A 16,444-nucleotide genomic window follows, 5' to 3' on the forward strand; every position below is an offset into this window, starting at 1 on the left:
CGATCGCGTGACGCCGTCTTATGCTCACCGCCCCGATCAAGCTCCACGGAGAGGCACCGTCGCCGATGCCGAAGGGCTTCTACACCGATCCGCAAGGGCGTGTGCGCCCGATCGAAGGTAAACGAGGCGGAGGCCTTGTCCTGGCCATCGTCCTGGTCGTCGCGATCGCCGCCGGCGGATCAGCCTCCGCGGTCGGAACGGCCACCGGCGCAGGTGGGACCACCGCGAGCGCGAGCAGCGCCCGCGCCAGCAGCCAGGCCCGCAGGCGGGACGCGAACACGGCCCGCCTGCGGCTGCTCCGTCAGGCGCTGCGTGTAGAACAGCGTTTCGACAGCACGGACGACTGCGTGGCGCACTCGTACGGGAAGGTGCGGGAGTTCTTCCGCGAACGGCCCTGCGCGGCGTTGCACCGCGCGTGGTTCGACGTGCGCGACGGGCGCCGGGGACTGGTGCTGGTGGCCGTGTCGTGGGTCGAGATGCCGGACGCGCGCAGCGCCCGGGAGTTCCACGAGCTGGTCGACACCTACGGCACAGGCAACGTCACCGAGTTGTCGCGCGAACAGGGCCCGCATCGGCGCGTGCGGTTCACGGGGAAGCACTATGTGTCCCGGCGCGACGGCACCACGGTGGTGAACGCGCAGGCAGAGCCCATCGGCCGCGCCCGGATCGCAGCGGAGCTGGAGCGGATCGCAACGAGGGCACTCGGGTGAGCCGAGGACTTCACAGATCCGGACCAGGCTTCACACAGAGCCCGCCTTGTGTGAAGCCGGGCTCGGGTGTGTGAAGTCGGGCCGCGTCGGCGACGTCGCGCAGCTCGCCGCCGCTGCACGACGTCGCCGAGCTCAGCCCCGGCGACGAGCCACCGCTGCGGCCAGCTCGTCGAGCAGCGCCGCGGTGGTGTCCCAGTCCATGCACGCGTCGGTGATGCTCTGGCCCCGGGTCATGGACGGGCCGAGCTCCTGCCGCCCGGCCACGAGGAAGCTCTCCATCATCACGCCGGCGATGCCCTCCTCCCCGGCGCCGACGCGCTCGGCGAGCTCGTGCACCACGGCGGCCTGGCGCACGTGGTCCTTGCCGCTGTTGCCGTGGCTCGCGTCCACGATCACCCGTGCGGGGAGGCCGCCTGCGCGGAGGCGGTCGAGGGTGGACGCGACGGAGGCGGCGTCGTGGTTGGGGCCGCCGGTGCTGCCGCGGAGGATGACGTGGCAGTCGGGGTTGCCGGTGGTCGTGATCAGGGCGGCGAGGCCGTCCGGGTTGATGCCCATGAACACGTGGCTGCTCCCGGCCGCGCGCACCCCGTCGATCGCGACCTGCACGTCGCCGTCGGTCGGGTTCTTGATCCCGACGGGCATCGAGAGGGCGCTGCACAGCTGGCGGTGGACCTGGCTCGCCGCCGTGCGGGCGCCGATCGCGCCCCAGGTCACGACGTCGGCGAGGAACTGCGGGGTGATCGGGTCGAGGAACTCGCACCCGACCGGGAGGCCGAGCGCCGAGACGTCCAGGAGCAACCGTCGTGCGGTGCGCAACCCGTTGTTGACGTCGTAGGTGCCGTCGAGGCCGGGGTCGTTGATCAGGCCCTTCCACCCCACGGTCGAGCGCGGCTTCTCGAAGTAGGTGCGCATGACGACGCGCAGCTCGCCGGCCACGCGCTCGGTGTGCGCCGCCAGCCGGGCGGCGTAGTCCATCGCGGCGTCGGGATCGTGGATGGAACACGGTCCGACGACGACCACGAGCCGGTCGTCGCGCCCGTCCAGGACGTCGACGACCTCGGCTCTCGCCCGTGTGACCGTGTCCGCCACCGCGGCGTCGACGGGGAGCTCGTGGCGCAGCAGGGACGGGGACAGCAGTGGGCTGATGCGGGTGGTGCGGTGCTCGTCCAACGCGGGGACTGCGGTGAGGGTCATGACGGCGCTCTCTGCTTCAGGCGAGCCGCGCCCGTCGAGACACCCGCCGAGCCGGCTCGGGATCCGGCTCGGGGTGGAGGGTCAGCGCAGCGGTTCGCCCGCCGACCCCTCCCGGGCCGGTCGGCTAAACCAGTAGTACCAGCGCTGCACGGCAACGACTCTAGCCGACGTCACCGCCGGCCGTTCCGGACGGTGACCGGAGCAACGTTCGCAGCTCCGTCGACTCGCGGATCTGCCGCCCGGACCGCGGTGGGACGTACGCTCCCCGCCTGGCACCATCTTCGAGCAGGCCCTCGGCGACGGGCAGGAGCAGGGCCTGACCAACTGGAGGTTCCGTGCGGATCGCCCTCGCTCAGATCGCCGCAACCGCAGACCCGGCCGAGAACCTCGATCTCGTCGCGGACGGCGCGAAGCGCGCCGCGGCGGCCGGGGCCGGCCTCGTCGTCTTCCCCGAGGCCACGATGTGCGCCTTCGGGCACCCACTCGGCCCGGTCGCCGAACCGCTGGACGGCCCGTGGGCGCGGCGCGTGCGCGCGATCGCCGACGACGCCCGCCTCACCGTGGTCGCGGGGATGTTCACGCCCGCCACCCACGGTCGCGTCCACAACACGCTGCTGGCCACCGGCGGCGGTGTCGAGACGAGCTACGACAAGATCCACCTGTTCGACGCGTTCGGGTTCTCCGAGTCCCGGACGGTCGCGGCGGGCAGCCGGCCGGTGAGCATCACCGTGGACGATGTCACCGTCGGCCTCGCCACCTGCTACGACCTGCGCTTCCCCGGCCTCTTCCAGCGCCTCGCAGGCGGCGGCGCCAGGCTGATCGTGGTCCCGGCGTCGTGGGGTGCCGGGCCGGGCAAGCGCGAGCAGTGGGACCTGCTCGTGCGGGCGAGGGCCCTGGACAGCACGGCCTTCGTGGCCGCGTGCGACCAGGCCGACCCCACGACCGTGGGCCGCGAGGCAGGCAAGGCGCCCACCGGAATCGGCGCGAGCGCGGTGGTCGGCCCGCTGGGGAGCATCCAGGCCCAGCTGGACGCCGAGCCCGACCTGCTGGTGGCCGACCTGGACCTCGCCGCGGTGGAGAAGGCCCGCGCCGCGGTCCCGGTGCTCGCCAACCGCCGCTTCTGACCGCCACGCACCGGGGGTCAGTGGGGAGCGCCGAGGACGCCGTCGAGCAGGCCCGGGTAGAGGGCGTCCAGGTCGTCCCGGCGCAGGCAGGCGATTCGCCGGGTGCCCTCGGCGCGCATGCTGATCACCCCGGCCTCGCGCAGGGTCCGCAGGTGGTGGGTGCGGGTCGACTTGGTGACCGGGAGGGGGATCACCCCGCACGCCATGCCCTCGGTGGGGGCCTTCGCGAGCTCCCGCACGTACAGCAGGCGTACCGGGTCGCCGAGCGCGGCCAGCACCTGCTCGATCCGGATCTCATCCCGGGCCGGCTGCGGTAGCTCGGCCTGCTGTGTGACGGGGGACATGGCCAGATCGTACGACGGGCATCGAAGTTCGACCACCGTCGTAGTACGGTGACCGTCGTACTTGTACTCCCGGGGAAGGCCATCCATGTCCGCACGCACCTACCTGCTGGCCGCCGGTGCGTTCGCCGTCGGCACGAGCGCCTACGTGGTATCGGGCGTGCTGCCCGCCGTCAGCGCCGAGCTCGGTGTCTCCGTCACCGCAGCCGGCCAGCTGACCACCGCCTTCGCGCTCGCCTACGCGGTGAGCGCCCCGTTGCTCGCCACCGTCACGGCGCGCTGGGAGCGCAGGCGGCTGCTCCTGGCAGCCCTGCTCGTGGCGGTGCTGGGGAACGCGATATCCGCCGTCGCCACGACCTACCCGCTGCTGCTCGGCGGGCGCATCATCGCGGCCCTCGGCGCCGCCGCCTACACGCCCGCGGCCACGCTGTTCGCCACCGCGCTGCGCCCGCCGGAGGAACGCGGCCGGGCCGTCGCCATCGTGTTCGGGGGGTTGACGGTGGCACTGGCGCTCGGGGTGCCGATCGGCTCCCTGCTGGCCCCCGTCATCTCCTACCGCGGCGTGTTCGCCCTGGTGGCGGCCGTCAGCCTCGTCACGGCACTCGCCGTGCGGATGCAGCTGCCGCTGATGGCGGGATCAGCAGCCGTCGCGTTGCGGGAGCGCTTCGCCCCGGCCGCCGACCGGCGCGTGCTCACGGTGCTCGCCATCACCGTGTTCGGGGTCGTCGCCACGATGAGCGTCTACATCTACGTCGTGCCGCTGCTGACCGTCACGACCGGGCTCGCCGGCTCCACCATCGGCGGGTTGCTGCTCGCCTACGGCCTGGGCGCGATCGTCGGCAACGCGTGGGGCGGCCGGGCCACGGACCGGTTCGGGAGCGTCCCGACGCTGCTCGCCACGCTCGCGGGCTTCATCATCATGATCGCGACGCTGCCGCTCACCGCGACCACCACCGTGGGTGCTGCCGTCGCCCTGTTCGTGTGGAGCGTGTTCACCTGGTCGTTCAACCCGCCCGTGCAGAGCCTGCTGCTGGAGCTGGCGCCGTCGGGCGGGCTGGTCCTGTCGCTCAACGCATCCGCGATCTACTTCGGCATGGGGCTCGCCGGCGTGCTCGGTGGAGCGGTGATCGGCACCGCCGGGGTGCTCGCCCTGCCGGAGGTCGGCGCGCTGCTCGGGCTGGTGGCCGTCGGCCTGGTCCTCTCGCTGCGTGCGGCCGCGCGCAGCGCGCCGGCGTTCGCGGCCGACTGAGCCTCAGGCGTTGGCCGCGTCGACCTCCTGCGAGATCGACGCGGCCAACGCCGTGTCCAGCTCGGTGATGCCGCCCGCCGAGTGGGTGGAGCAGCGGAACGTCAGCGTGCGCCAGCGGATGTCGATGTCGGGGTGGTGGTCGCGCTCCTCTGCGATCGCGGCCACGCGGTCCACCACCGCGATCGCGGTGGGGAACGAGGGCAGCTCCGCGATGCGCACCAGCGCGTCGCCGTCGCGCTCCCATCCGGGGAGACCCCCGAGAGCGGCTGTGATCTCGTCGTCGTCCAGCAACCTGGGCATGGCGCCATCCTCCCCCTTACCGTGCACCCGTGCCGATCAGCTCCCCGGTCGAGGGTTTCCGCCTCGCCTATGACGACCATGCCGGCGCCGGTGGTCACGTCGTGCTGCTGCACGGCTGGCCGGGAGACCGCAACGACCACCGCGAGGTGGTGGCGCGGCTGTCCGGCCGGTGCCGGATCGTGGTGCCGGACCTGCGCGGGTTCGGCGAGTCCCAGGCCCCCTCCGGGGCGCTTCCCGCCGACTTCGCCGCGGAGGCGCAGGCCCGGAGCGTGCTGGCGCTCGTCGAGGAGCTGGGGATGGGGCCCGCGGTCCTCGCCGGGTACGACATCGGGTCCCGCATCGCGCAGGTCGCGGCCGGGGCGCGGCCCGACCTCGTGCGAGCCCTCGTCGTCGCACCGCCGCTGCCCGGGATCGGCGAGCGGGTGCTGACGCCGGACGCCCACCGCGAGTTCTGGTACCAGGCCTTCCACCGGCTCGACCTCGCCGAGGAGCTGCTCGACGGCTCCCCGGCCGCGGTCCGCGCCTACCTCGCCCACTTCTGGTCCCACTGGTCCGGCCCCGGCTTCCAGCCCGACCCCGCGGAGCTCGACCGCCTCGCCGCCGCGTACGGCCGGGCAGGCGCGTTCGTCGCATCGATCAACTGGTACCGGGCCGGGTCGGGCGCGATCGCCCGGTCGCTCGCGGAACGGGTGCCGGCCCCCGCCGACCGGCTCGGGGTGCCCACCACCGTGCTGTGGCCCGAGCACGACCCGCTCTTCCCACGAGCCTGGTCCGACCGACTCGAGCAGTTCCTCTCCGACGTCGAGCTGCGCCCGCTGGACGGAGCCGGGCACTTCGCGCCGCTGGAGGCCCCCGACGCGTTCGCGGCGGCGATCGCGGATCGTCTCGCCTGACGAACGGAACACCCGTCGGTTCCCGGCCGACCGAAGTGCCGTTCGTCGGAGGGAGGAGTGGAGCTGGGGCGTGGGCGCAGCGCTGCCTGGCCGTAGGCGGCTTCCAGTTCCTTCAGAACCGCCGGGGCGGCCTGGTGGACTCTGCTCGGTTGCGTGGCGATCACGACACGTCGTGCAACCTGTGGACAGCGGAAGCGCGAGGTGGACAGTTCCTGCTGACGAGCGGCACTTTCGTCGGTTCCTCACGGACGAGAGTGCCGTTCGTCGGTGGGGAGACCGCTACGCGTCGCGGCGCAGCATGCGGTAGACCGCGAAGCCGGCACCCACCGCCAGGTAGCAGAGGGCCCGCAGGGTGCTCACCACCATGCCGTCGGGGGGTATCGGGTCGCGCAGGACGTCGGCGCCGGCGGTCCATCCGGTGGTGAGCAGGTAGGGCTGCAGCCAGCCCAGCGCGGGGATGACGGACAGCACCCCGAACACGATCAGCCCCCCGAGCACGGAGGCCACCACGATCGACGGGTGCTCGGTGAGGGCGGAGACGGCGAGGGCGACGGCGCCGACCGCGGCCAGCTGCCCGATCGTCCACAGCACGACGAGCCCCACCCGCCCGAGCGCGTCGCCCAGCCCGACCGTCGTGCCGGACAGGGTCACGAGCTGCCCCTCGGCGCGGCCCACGACCACCACACCCGCGAGGACGCCCACCACGGCCAGCGTGAGCACGGCGAGCGCGGCGACGACGAGCACGCCGAACGCCTTCATGCCCACCAGCCGCAGCCGCCCGACCGGTGCGATCAGCAGCCCACGGAGGGTGCCCTGAGCCGCCTCGCCCGCGATCGCGTCGGCGGCGACCATCGCGACGGCCAGCGGCAGCAGCAGCGCGAGCGAGACGGTGATCGCGACGACCGGCAGCATCAACCCGTTCCCCGCGACGGCGCCGATCAGGCCGCCGCCCGGCCCGTCGTCCGCGACCGCCACCCCGATCGAGATCAGCAGGGGGACCAGCGCGAACACACCGAGCATCACCAGCGTGCGTGGGCGGCGCAGCACCCAGCGGAGCTCGGCGCCGAGCAGCCGGCTCACCGGCACGCTGCGCGGTGCGTCGGTACGGGGGAGAACAGCGGTCGTCACGACGGGTCCTCCGTGAGCCGGGCGAAGAGCTCTTCCAGGTTGGTGCGGCTGCGGCGGGCCTCGTGCACGGCGACTCCCTCGCGCACGAGCAGCGCGATCAGCTCGGGGGCGGGTGGCCCGTCGTCGCCGACCACCACGGCCTGCTCCTCGGAGCTGGTGCGCTCGGCCCGGTAGGCCGTGGCGCCCGCGCCGCGCAGCGTGCGCAGGGCCAGGTCGACGTCCGGGGTGGTGATCACGAGCCCCGTGGTGCCTGCGGCCAGCAGGGTGTGCAGCTCGCCGACCGCGACGAGGGAGCCCGACTGGAGGACGGCGACGTGCGTGCACGTGGCCTCGACCTCGGCGAGCAGGTGGGAGGAGACGACGACCGTGGTGCCCGCGGCGTGCAGTTCGGCGATGATCCGCCGGACGTCGCGGGTGCCCGCGGGGTCGAGCCCGTTGGTCGGCTCGTCGAGCACGACCAGCCGGCGCGGCAGCAGCAGCACCGCGGCGAGCCCGAGGCGCTGCTTCATGCCGAGCGAGTAGCCCCGGTACCGCCGGTCGGCCGCGTCGGCGAGCCCGACCCGCTCGAGCGCGGCGTCCACGGCGCTCGCGATCGCGCCGCGGGCGAGCAGCGGCTCCATGGTCGCGACCCGGCGGAGGTTCTCCCGCCCGGACAGGAAGGGGTGGAACCCGGGGCCCTCGACGAGCGCGCCGACGTGGGGGAGCGCGCGTTCGATGCCGTCGGGCACGCGCTGCCCGAGCAACTCCACCGAGCCCGCGGTGGGCCGGGTGAGGCCGAGGAGCATCCGGATCAGCGTGGTCTTGCCGGAGCCGTTGGGGCCGAGCATCCCGAGGACGGCGCCGGCCGGGACGTCGAGGTCGATGCCGTCCACGGCCACGGTGCAGCCGAACCGCTTGCGCAGCCCGATCGCCCGCGCCGCGACCGCTTCGACGGGAGCGGCGCCCGCCGGAGCGGGCGCCGCGTCGACCGATGGCATCGTCGTCACCGCGCCAGCGCCTCGGTGAGGACCTGCTCGGGCACGGCCCCGGCGGCGATGCGCCCGTCGTCGGTGACGATCACGCCCGCCACCGCGCTCGTGATCAGCCGCCCGCTGCCCCAGGGCCCGTTGATCGGCCGGCCGAGCTGGGCGAGGTCGGGTGCGCCCTCGGGGCGCTCGGTGCCCGGCCCGGGGGCGGTGGTCACGAGGACGGTGTCCCAGCCGTCGCCCACCATCGTGGGCTCGGTCGCACCGGGCGGGTGCCCCTCGTGGGGCTGCGCGTCCTCGATCTTCGCCCCCGGCGGCGGGGTGAACCGGAACAGCTCCGGGTCCTGCGGGCCGAACGAGACGTCGGTGAACCCGAGCTCCAGCGCGGGGTCGGGCGATCCCGTGGCCAGCACGGTGAGGCGCAGCGGCATTCGGTGCTCGGCGTCCACAGCGACCCGTACCTCCCGCAGAAGCGTGCGCTCCGACGATGCAGGCGCGAGGACGAGATCGTATGCCGCCCTGCCTGCGACCTCGGAGCTGCCTTGGACACTGATCACGCTCGTGGGCCGCAGCGCGGCCAGCACCTTGGCCGCGACCGCGCCGGGGTCCGCGTTCGCCCCGTCGCGATCGTGGTCGCCCTCGGGCACCCGCCGCACCGTGCGGTCCTCCGAGTTCCACGCCCAGAAGGTGACGCCGTCCGACACGAGCGTGCGCTCACCCGTTTCGGTGGGAAGTTGGACGCGGCCACGGTGCTCGCCGTCGCACCAGATACGCGCCGTGCTCGTGCCGTCGGCCGCCTGCGGCACGCCGGGCAGCGCGGGCAACCCGAGGCCGTTGTCCAGCTCGACCGCGCCTGCGAGCGGCTGCGGGTCGGCGGCCAGCACCGACCGGACCAGCTCCTCAGGGTCGACGGGCGGGAGGGCCGGCTGCGCGCCGGCGCCCGCGGGAACCGCCAGCAGCCCCAGACCCACCGCGCCTGCCACCGCGATGCCGGCGGCGGCCGTGCGTCCGATCCTGTTGCTGCGCGCGGTTGCCATGGGGCATAGCGTGACGGACGCGCGCTGAGAGTGTTCTGAGGTGTGCGTATGCGGGTGCGGGTAGCGTCCGCCGCGTGGCGCGCGTGCTTGTGGTGGACGACGAGCCGGGCATCCGGACGGCTGTCGCGCGCGGCCTGACGGCCGAGGGGATGGAGGTCGTCGCGGTGGGCGACGGCCTCTCGGGGCTGGAGGCGGCCCTCACCGGGAGCTTCGACGCCGTCGTGCTGGACATCATCCTCCCGCGCCTGTCCGGGTACCGGGTGCTCGAGCAGCTACGCGCCGCCGGGGTGGACACGCCCGTGCTGCTGCTCTCGGCGAAGGACGGCGAGTTCGACCAGGCCGACGGCCTCGACCTCGGCGCCGACGGCTACCTCGTCAAACCGTTCGCGTTCGTGGTGCTGGTGGCGCAGCTGCGGGCCATGCTGCGCCGGCGCGACGCCGCGCTCGGCCGCAGCGGCCAGCGGGTGCGGCTCGGGCCGCTGGTCGTCGACCCGGTCGCGCGCTCCGTGAGCTGGCACGGCGACGTCGTGGAACTCTCGCCACGGGAGTTCGCCCTGCTGCACGCGCTCGCCAGCCGGCCGGACACGGCCGTCGCCAAGGACGAGCTCCTGCGCCTCGTGTGGGGCGACGAGCAGGCGGCCAGCCGCAACGTCGTGGAGGTCTACGTCGGGTACGTCCGGCGCAAGCTCGACGGGGTGGGTGCCGGTCACGTGCTGAAGACCGTCCGCGGCTACGGGTACATCGTCGAGTCGCCGTGACCCGCGCCCGGTTCCGACGGTGGTGGTCGGCCCGGCCGCTGCGGTTGCGCATCACGCTCGTGGTCGGGTGCGTCGCGCTGATCGGCCTGCTCGCGCTGAGCAGGCTCGGCGTCAGCATGCTGTACGAGACGATGCTCGGCGCCGCCGACGCCGAGCTGCGCGCCGACGCCCGCGCGGTGGCCGGGCAGCTGGCGACCGGCACACCGCCCGCGCAGGTCCGCCGGTTCGAGCTGCGCGTCGTGGACATGTCCGGCGTACCCGTCGACGGCGGCCCGGCGCTGCCGCTGCGCCCAGACCAGACCCGCGCGCTCGCCGCGGGCGACGCGTTCGTCGTCGGTGACTTCAGGGAGCTGAGGCGCTGGCTCGCCGTGCCCGCCGTGATGCCGGACGGGTCACCGCGGCTGGTCGTCGTGACGTCGGACCTGGTCGGCGGCGCCATCCTGCTGGCGAACGCCGCGGTCGGGTTCGTCGTCGGTGCGCTCGTGGTGGCCGCGGTGGTGGCGCTCGCGGGATGGGCGGCCACCCGGGCGGCGCTCCGTCCCGTCGACCGGATGCGCGTGGCCGCCTCGGCGCTGCCGCCGGGGGAACGCCTGCCGGTGCCGGTCGCCAAGGACGAGCTGCGCGCGCTCGCCGAGGAGTTCAACGCCCTGCTCGCCCGGCGGGACGAGGCGGTGGCCCGGCTCGAGCGGTTCACCGGCGACGCCGCCCACGAGCTGCGCTCCCCGGTGGCCGCGATCCGCGCCCAGGCGGAGGTCGCCGTCGCCCACCCGGACCCGGACCTCACGGACGAGACGCTGCGTGCCGTCGTCGACGAGGCCACGCGGCTCACCACGATGCTCTCCGACCTGCTCGCCCTCGCCCGCGCCGACGCCGGGCAGCGTCCACCCGCCCAGCCGGTGGACCTCGTCGCCGCCGCGCAGGCCGCGATCGACCGTGCCGGCTCCGGCTGCGGCCGGCTCGAGGATCCGGTGCTGCAGCTCGTGGCGCCCACCCCGGCCGAGGTCGGGGCGAGTGCGTCGGAGGTGGCGCTGGTGCTGGACAACCTCATCGCCAACGCGCGGCGCTACGCCCACTCGCTGGTGCGGATCAGCATCCTGCCTGCGGGCCGGGTGGTCCGGCTGCTGGTCGAGGACGACGGGCCGGGCATCCCGGCGGCCGACCGCGAGCGGGTCTTCGACCGGTTCGTGCGGCTCTCCCCGGAGGGCGGTGGCGGGGCCGGGCTCGGGCTGGCGCTGGTCGCCGCCCTCGTGCAGGGGCGCGGCGGCGTCGTATCGGCCGGCGCGACGCCCACCGGCGGCGGGCGCATCGAGGTGCGCTGGCCGGCGCTCAGCAGCCGGACGAACTGACCTCCGTCCCGGCCGGACGGCCGTCAGGGGTAGCGGCGCGGGGGCGCGATCTGCTGGTCCTGCTCCCCCAGCGGGACGCGCGACGGGCCCGGCACGTTCGGGGCCTCGGCCTCCCGGGGCGGGATCCGCATCGGCTGGGCGCGATGAGCGTCCCCGGTGACCAGCCCGAGGTCGGCCAGCCCACCGGACAGGCTCTGCTCGACGGTGCCCGGCTCGGCGGAGCGGACCGGCTCGGCGGCGCCCCCGTCCGGGGGCTGGGGCGAACCCGGCTGGACCGGCCACCCCGGCGGCACCGCGAGCGCGGGCAGCGCAGGCGCGGAGAGCGGGGCGTGCTGGTCGGTGGAGGCGACGGGCAGCTGCGGCGACCCGGCGGGCTCGACCGCGTGCTGGGTCCCCGGCTCGGTGGCGGCCGGAGCCGGTGCCTCCGCGGGGAGCGGCGCCGCGGGTGCCGTTCCCGATCCGGAACCGGCCGGTGGCTGGTCGCTCGGGGCCGCCGCCACCTGCGGCGCCGCCGGCGCGCTCCGGGCGGTCGGGCTCGACGGGGCGGAGCCGTTCGTGGAACCCGCAGCCCCGGTGCCGGCGGCCCGGCCCTCCGGGATGGCCCGGTCGAGCAGCTGGCGGCTGGTGTCGAGCTGGGCGGCGAGGTGGAGCCGCAGCTCCTGCAGGTCGTCGACCTCGCGCTGGGCGTCCTCGACCGTCTGGCGCACCGCGTCCTTCGCGTCCGCGAGGACGGTGCGGGCCTGCTCCTCGGCGTCGTCCATCATGCGACGGGCGCTGCGCATCGCCTCGGTCTGCATCTTCGCCAGCTGTGCCATCGCCTCGCGGCAGCGCAGCGCGAGCACCTGGCGGAACTCCTCCTCGGCCGCGGCCCGCCGGGCGGCGGCCTCGTCGTCGAGGCGGGTGCGCTCCTCGGCGGCCTCGCGGCGCATCCGCTCGAGCTCCTCCTCGTCGCGCGGGCCGCGCAGCTCCGCCTCGTCGAAGCCGAAGCCGCCCACGTCGCCCGCCTCGGCGCCGACCGCCGAGATGATCTCGGCGGCGTGCGCGGCGGCCTGGGCGGATGCGTCGGCGCGCAGGCCGGTGAACTCGTCCTTGGCCAGGCGCAGCATCACCTGCAGGCGCTCGTTCATGCTGTCGATCGTGTCCGGTGGGCCGGTCAGCACCCGCAGCTCGCCGCGCAGCCGCTCGATCTCGGCGTTCGCGGCGTCCAGCTCCTTGCGGCACGCCGCGAGTTGCTGGCCCAGCTGCGCGGCCTGCTCGGCGGCGGCGGCGCGGTCGGCGGCGAGGATCGTGGTCTCGGCGTCGACCCGGTTCAGGTGGTACGCCACCTGGTCCGGGTCGTAACCGCGACGCACGACGGCGAACGCGGGGGCGGCGATCGGCGCCTGCTCGGCTGGAGCCATGTGGATCACGGTACGAGCGGCATGGCGCCATGTGGGCCAGTCCCACGGCTATTTCACCTGGTCGTGGCGGTGGAGGTGGGTCACGGCGGCGTGTCGCGCTCGACCCTGCCACGATCGGGAGGTGCCCGTCCTGCGGTCGACAGTGCTGATCGACGCCGCTGCGCGCACCGTCGCAGGCCTCCTGCGCGACGCCGAGGTGTCGGCGGAGGCGATGCGCCGCTGCGGCCACCGGTTCTCGGCCGGCGGCGGGCTGGTGTGCCGCGGCGAAACCGTCCGGTTCGGGGTGCGGGTGGCCCCCGGGCTCCGGGTGCCGCTGCGTACCCGGATCACCGACGTGTCGCCGACGGGACTCGAGTCGGTGCTGGTGGCCGGCCCGCTGCGCGCGCTGGCGCACCGCACGACCCTGACACCGACCGCGGCCGGCACCCTCGTGCTCGACGAGGTCGAATGGACATCGCCGCTGGGCGGGCTCGGCCGCCTCGGTGACGTGGTGCTCGGACGGGGGCTCGTGCTGAGGCTGCTGGCCGCGCGGGCGGACGTGCTGGTCGAGCGCGCTCCGGAGGTGACGGGTCGGCCGGTCGTCGTCGCCACCGCGCTGCTGCGCGACGGCGCCGTGCTCGCGGCCCAGCGCACCCGGCCGCCCGAGCTGGCCGGGCGCTGGGAGCTGCCGGGCGGGCGGGTGGAGCCGGGGGAGTCCGAGCCCGACGCGGTCGCGCGCGAGCTGCGGGAGGAGCTGGGCGCCGACGTCCGCGCCACCGGGCGGCTCGGCACCGACCTTCCGCTCGCGGACGTGTTGCTGCGGGTGCACACCGCCGAGCTGGAGCCCGGCAGCCCCGAGCCGCAGCCGCTGGAGCACGCGGCGCTGCGCTGGGTCGCCGCGGCCGACGTCCCCGACGTCGACTGGGTGGCCGCCGACCGGGCGGTGGCCGCCGACCTGGTGGAGCTGCTCCGGAAGGGACCTCCGGCCGCCTCCTGACCCGCACGAACGGCACGGGCACCCGGTCCCCGCCCACGCACCCCTTGTCCGCTCACGCGACCCGTCGGACGCGTGCGTCGAGCGACGCCCGCCGCGTCGGCCGGGACGGGGTGCGCGGGCGCGCCACCGTTCGCATCCGTGAACCGGATGGAACCGTGCGGCGATCGGCTCCGTCCGTGCCGGCATGGCTCTGGAGCTCCTCCTCGCCCGCCAGGCGGGCGTGATCTCCCGCGAGCAGGCGCTGCGGGCGGGCCTGGACGCGGCGACGGTCGACCGGATGGTGCGGACCAGGCGGTGGCAGCCGTTGCATCCGCGGGTCTACCTGGTGCGGGGGTACGCGGCGGGCGACGAGGCACGGGCCAGGGCGGCGGTGCTGTGGGCGGGTGCGGGTGCGGCGTTGTCGGGCGCGGCGGCCGCGTGGTGGCACGGGCTGCTGGCCGCCCCGCCGCGCACGCTCGCCGTGACGGCGCCCGCGCGCAGGCCGGCGCGGCCGGGCGTGGTCGTGCGGTGCCGGGTGCTGGCGCCCGTCGACCGCACCGTGCGCCGGGGCCTCGAGATCACCGCTCCGGCGCTCACCGCGGTCGAGGCCGCTGCCGAGCTGGCCGGGGTGGCGGGCGAGCAGCTGCTGGAGCGCGCTCTGGCGGGCCGGGTCCGCTGGCCGGACGTCCTCGCCGCGCACCGCCGCAACCCGGCCGCCGGTGCGGGCGCGGTGCTGGCGGCGGCCGCCGACGCGAGGCTGGTCGGGTTGCTGCGGGCCACGGGGTGGCGGGGATGGCGGCTGATGCCCGGCCGGCCGGCGACGGTGGTGTTCCCGGCCGCCCGGGTGGCGGTCGAGGCCGTGGGCTGGGTCCGTCCGGCCGGGACGCGCACGCACCCCGGATGGCGGGTGCTCCGGGTCGAGCGTGGCGAGATCGCCGGCCGGCCGGGGGTCGCGCTCGCGGCGATCGCGGCGGCCGTGGGGCGTGATCTCCACCACCTCGACGCCCGGATCGAGCCCTCCACCGGGCGATCGAGGTGAGGCTGTCCTCACTCCGGCGGCAGGTGCGGCGGTGGGGCGGGCTACCGTGAAGTGTGAGCACAGCAGCATCCACCCTCGCGGCTCCCGCGCAGCGGTCCGGCGCGTCCCGCGAATCGGGCGGCCGGCTGCGGAACGTCGCCATCGTCGCCCACGTCGACCACGGCAAGACCACCCTCGTCGACGCCATGCTCCGCGCCTCCGGCGCGTTCGGGGAGCGCGCCGCCGTCGTCGACCGGGTCATGGACTCGGGCGACCTCGAGCGCGAGAAGGGCATCACGATCCTCGCCAAGCACACGGCGATCGACTGGCACGGCATGACGCTGAACGTCGTCGACACGCCGGGGCACGCCGACTTCGGCGGCGAGGTGGAGCGGGGCCTCTCGATGGTCGACGGCGTTGTGCTGCTCGTCGACGCGAGCGAGGGCCCGCTGCCGCAGACCCGGTTCGTGCTGCGCAAGACCCTCGCCGCGGGCCTCCCGGTCGTCCTGGTGGTCAACAAGACCGACCGGCCGGACGCCCGCTGCGCCGAGGTCGTCGACGAGAGCCTCGAGCTGTTGCTGGAGCTGGCCGACGAGCTGGAGCTCGACGAGGACACCACGGGACAGCTGCTCGACCTCCCCGTCGTCTACGCGAGCGGCCGGGCCGGGCGTGCCTCCCGCACCCGTCCCGCCGACGGCGACCTGCCCGCCGACCCCGGGCTCGAGGCGCTGTTCGACGTCATCACCGAGACCGTGCCGCCGCCCGCGGACGACCCGGGCGCGCCGCTGCAGGCCCACGTCACCAACCTCGACGCCTCGAGCTTCCTCGGCCGCATCGCCCTGTGCCGGGTGCGGGCCGGGGTGATCCGGCGGGGTCAGCAGGTCGGGTGGTGCAAGGCCGACGGCACGGTCACCCGCGTCAAGATCACCGAGCTGCTCCGCACGGAGGCGCTCGACCGCGTGCCGGCCGACTCGGCGAGCGCGGGCGACCTCGTCGCCGTCGCCGGCATCGCCGACGTCATGATCGGCGACACCCTCGCCGACCCCGAGCACCCGGTGCCGCTGCCGCGCATCCACGTCGACGAGCCGGCGATCGCCGTCACGATCGGGATCAACACGTCGCCGCTCGTCGGGCGCGACGAGCACCCGGGCACCAAGCTCACCGCCCGCCAGGTGAAGGGCCGCCTCGACGCCGAGCTCGTCGGCAACGTGTCGCTGCGGGTGCTGCCCACCGAGCGCCCGGACGCCTGGGAGGTGCAGGGTCGCGGCGAGCTGGCACTCGCCGTGCTCGTCGAGACCATGCGCCGGGAGGGCTTCGAGCTCACCGTCGGCAAGCCGGAGGTCGTCACGCGCACGATCGACGGCAAGCTGTACGAGCCGTTCGAGCAGCTGTCGGTGGACGTGCCGAGCGAGCACCTCGGCGCCGTCACGCAGCTGGTCGCGGCGCGCAAGGGCGAGCTGGGGCAGATGGTGCACGGCGACACCCGGGTGCGGATGGACTACCGGGTGCCCGCGCGCGGGCTGATCGGGTTCCGCACCGAGTTCCTGACGATCACGCGCGGCGCGGGCATCGCGAGCCACGTCTTCGACGGCTACGGCCCCTGGGTGGGCGAGCTGCGCACCCGGCAGCGCGGCTCGCTGGTGTCCGACCGGTCCGGCCCGGTCACGGCGTACGCGGTCGACCAGCTCTCCGACCGGGGTGTGCTGTTCATCGGGCCGGGCACCCCGGTGTACGGGGGGATGGTGATCGGCGAGTACACCCGCGCCGAGGACCTCGAGGTCAACATCACCCGCGAGAAGAAGCTCACCAACATGCGCTCCTCCACGGGCGACGAGCTGGTGAAGCTGACGCCGCCCACCGTGCTGAACCTGGAGCAGGCACTGGAGTTCTGCGCCACCGACGAGTGCGTCGAGGTCACGCCGGAGTCGGTGCGGATCCGCAAGGTGGAGCTCGACTCGCACGCCCGGGCCCGGCAGCGGGCCAGGTCGCGCAACCCCCGCTGATCGCCCCCCGCCGCACCTCCATA

16 protein-coding genes are annotated in these 16,444 nt (G+C 75.0%); 9 read left to right on the forward strand and 7 right to left on the reverse strand.

Annotation, left to right across the window (positions count from 1 at the left end):
* The first annotated feature begins 65 nt into the window (after positions 1-65).
* On the forward strand, positions 66-710 hold the full coding sequence (locus tag ABEA81_RS19035) for a hypothetical protein (RefSeq protein ID WP_345606529.1): 645 nt from the start codon (positions 66-68) through the stop codon (positions 708-710).
* A 132-nt stretch (positions 711-842) separates the two neighbouring features.
* Here the strand turns inward: ABEA81_RS19035 and ABEA81_RS19040 are convergent, their stop codons facing one another.
* Positions 843-1,904 (reverse strand): 3-deoxy-7-phosphoheptulonate synthase, encoded by a 1,062-nt coding sequence (locus ABEA81_RS19040; RefSeq protein WP_345606530.1) that lies wholly within the window; start codon positions 1,902-1,904, stop codon positions 843-845.
* 335 nt (positions 1,905-2,239) lie between these two features.
* On the opposite strand from ABEA81_RS19040, the gene ABEA81_RS19045 reads away from it, so the two are divergent.
* The gene (locus ABEA81_RS19045) at positions 2,240-3,028 is read left to right on the forward strand and encodes a carbon-nitrogen hydrolase family protein (protein ID WP_345606531.1); all 789 of its coding nucleotides are present in this window, start codon (positions 2,240-2,242) and stop codon (positions 3,026-3,028) included.
* A gap of 17 nt (positions 3,029-3,045) precedes the next feature.
* Here the strand turns inward: ABEA81_RS19045 and ABEA81_RS19050 are convergent, their stop codons facing one another.
* Positions 3,046-3,372 carry an ArsR/SmtB family transcription factor gene (locus ABEA81_RS19050; protein WP_345606532.1) on the reverse strand — a complete coding sequence of 109 codons (327 nt, stop codon included), beginning with the start codon at positions 3,370-3,372 and terminating at the stop codon, positions 3,046-3,048.
* 85 nt (positions 3,373-3,457) lie between these two features.
* On the opposite strand from ABEA81_RS19050, the gene ABEA81_RS19055 reads away from it, so the two are divergent.
* Entirely contained in the window at positions 3,458-4,618 is a 1,161-nt protein-coding gene (locus tag ABEA81_RS19055) for an MFS transporter (RefSeq protein WP_345606533.1), read from the forward strand.
* A gap of 3 nt (positions 4,619-4,621) precedes the next feature.
* On the opposite strand, the gene ABEA81_RS19060 is transcribed toward ABEA81_RS19055, so the two are convergent.
* Positions 4,622-4,918, reverse strand: coding sequence for a 4a-hydroxytetrahydrobiopterin dehydratase (locus ABEA81_RS19060; RefSeq protein WP_345606534.1), 297 nt, complete (start codon positions 4,916-4,918; stop codon positions 4,622-4,624).
* A gap of 29 nt (positions 4,919-4,947) precedes the next feature.
* Here ABEA81_RS19060 and ABEA81_RS19065 point away from each other — a divergent pair, with 29 nt between their 5' ends.
* Complete coding sequence (locus ABEA81_RS19065; RefSeq protein WP_345606535.1) at positions 4,948-5,811, forward strand: alpha/beta fold hydrolase; 864 nt, start codon at positions 4,948-4,950, stop codon at positions 5,809-5,811.
* 279 nt (positions 5,812-6,090) lie between these two features.
* On the opposite strand, the gene ABEA81_RS19070 is transcribed toward ABEA81_RS19065, so the two are convergent.
* Genes ABEA81_RS19070 through ABEA81_RS19080 form a run of 3 tightly spaced genes read right to left on the reverse strand, consistent with a single transcriptional unit; the run spans position 6,091 to position 8,941 of the window.
* Positions 6,091-6,939, reverse strand: coding sequence for an ABC transporter permease subunit (locus tag ABEA81_RS19070; protein WP_345606536.1), 849 nt, complete (start codon positions 6,937-6,939; stop codon positions 6,091-6,093).
* Positions 6,936-7,916 (reverse strand): ABC transporter ATP-binding protein, encoded by a 981-nt coding sequence (locus tag ABEA81_RS19075; RefSeq protein WP_345606537.1) that lies wholly within the window; start codon positions 7,914-7,916, stop codon positions 6,936-6,938. Before ABEA81_RS19075 ends, ABEA81_RS19070 begins: the two co-directional genes overlap by 4 nt.
* A 5-nt stretch (positions 7,917-7,921) precedes the next feature.
* Entirely contained in the window at positions 7,922-8,941 is a 1,020-nt protein-coding gene (locus ABEA81_RS19080) for a LolA family protein (RefSeq protein WP_345606538.1), read from the reverse strand.
* A gap of 83 nt (positions 8,942-9,024) precedes the next feature.
* On the opposite strand from ABEA81_RS19080, the gene ABEA81_RS19085 reads away from it, so the two are divergent.
* Together ABEA81_RS19085 and ABEA81_RS19090 are read left to right on the forward strand one after the other, a co-directional pair.
* Positions 9,025-9,699, forward strand: coding sequence for a response regulator transcription factor (locus ABEA81_RS19085; RefSeq protein WP_345606651.1), 675 nt, complete (start codon positions 9,025-9,027; stop codon positions 9,697-9,699).
* The gene (locus ABEA81_RS19090) at positions 9,696-11,045 is read left to right on the forward strand and encodes a sensor histidine kinase (RefSeq protein ID WP_345606539.1); all 1,350 of its coding nucleotides are present in this window, start codon (positions 9,696-9,698) and stop codon (positions 11,043-11,045) included. Before ABEA81_RS19085 ends, ABEA81_RS19090 begins: the two co-directional genes overlap by 4 nt.
* 23 nt (positions 11,046-11,068) lie before the next feature.
* On the opposite strand, the gene ABEA81_RS19095 is transcribed toward ABEA81_RS19090, so the two are convergent.
* Positions 11,069-12,445 carry a hypothetical protein gene (locus tag ABEA81_RS19095; RefSeq protein ID WP_345606540.1) on the reverse strand — a complete coding sequence of 459 codons (1,377 nt, stop codon included), beginning with the start codon at positions 12,443-12,445 and terminating at the stop codon, positions 11,069-11,071.
* 121 nt (positions 12,446-12,566) lie between these two features.
* On the opposite strand from ABEA81_RS19095, the gene ABEA81_RS19100 reads away from it, so the two are divergent.
* From ABEA81_RS19100 to typA, 3 genes are all read left to right on the forward strand, one after another.
* Positions 12,567-13,421, forward strand: a complete 855-nt coding sequence (locus ABEA81_RS19100) for an NUDIX domain-containing protein (protein ID WP_345606541.1) — start codon at positions 12,567-12,569, stop codon at positions 13,419-13,421.
* Positions 13,422-13,605: 184 nt separating this feature from the next.
* Positions 13,606-14,439, forward strand: coding sequence for a type IV toxin-antitoxin system AbiEi family antitoxin (locus tag ABEA81_RS19105; protein WP_345606542.1), 834 nt, complete (start codon positions 13,606-13,608; stop codon positions 14,437-14,439).
* 53 nt (positions 14,440-14,492) lie between these two features.
* Complete coding sequence (gene typA / locus ABEA81_RS19110) at positions 14,493-16,421, forward strand: translational GTPase TypA (protein WP_425570606.1); 1,929 nt, start codon at positions 14,493-14,495, stop codon at positions 16,419-16,421.
* Positions 16,422-16,444: the final 23 nt, after the last annotated feature.

The organism is Pseudonocardia adelaidensis, assembly GCF_039543345.1.
Taxonomy (GTDB): Bacteria; Actinomycetota; Actinomycetes; order Mycobacteriales; family Pseudonocardiaceae; genus Pseudonocardia; species Pseudonocardia adelaidensis.

Coding starts and splice junctions, on each gene's coding strand:
- ABEA81_RS19035 (WP_345606529.1), top strand. CDS start 66: ATGCCGAAGGGCTTCTACACCGATCCGCAAGGGCGTGTGCGCCCGATC.
- ABEA81_RS19040 (WP_345606530.1), bottom strand. CDS start 1,904: ATGACCCTCACCGCAGTCCCCGCGTTGGACGAGCACCGCACCACCCGC.
- ABEA81_RS19050 (WP_345606532.1), bottom strand. CDS start 3,372: ATGTCCCCCGTCACACAGCAGGCCGAGCTACCGCAGCCGGCCCGGGAT.
- ABEA81_RS19055 (WP_345606533.1), top strand. CDS start 3,458: ATGTCCGCACGCACCTACCTGCTGGCCGCCGGTGCGTTCGCCGTCGGC.
- ABEA81_RS19060 (WP_345606534.1), bottom strand. CDS start 4,918: ATGCCCAGGTTGCTGGACGACGACGAGATCACAGCCGCTCTCGGGGGT.
- ABEA81_RS19075 (WP_345606537.1), bottom strand. CDS start 7,916: ATGCCATCGGTCGACGCGGCGCCCGCTCCGGCGGGCGCCGCTCCCGTC.
- ABEA81_RS19080 (WP_345606538.1), bottom strand. CDS start 8,941: ATGGCAACCGCGCGCAGCAACAGGATCGGACGCACGGCCGCCGCCGGC.
- ABEA81_RS19095 (WP_345606540.1), bottom strand. CDS start 12,445: ATGGCTCCAGCCGAGCAGGCGCCGATCGCCGCCCCCGCGTTCGCCGTC.
- ABEA81_RS19105 (WP_345606542.1), top strand. CDS start 13,606: ATGGCTCTGGAGCTCCTCCTCGCCCGCCAGGCGGGCGTGATCTCCCGC.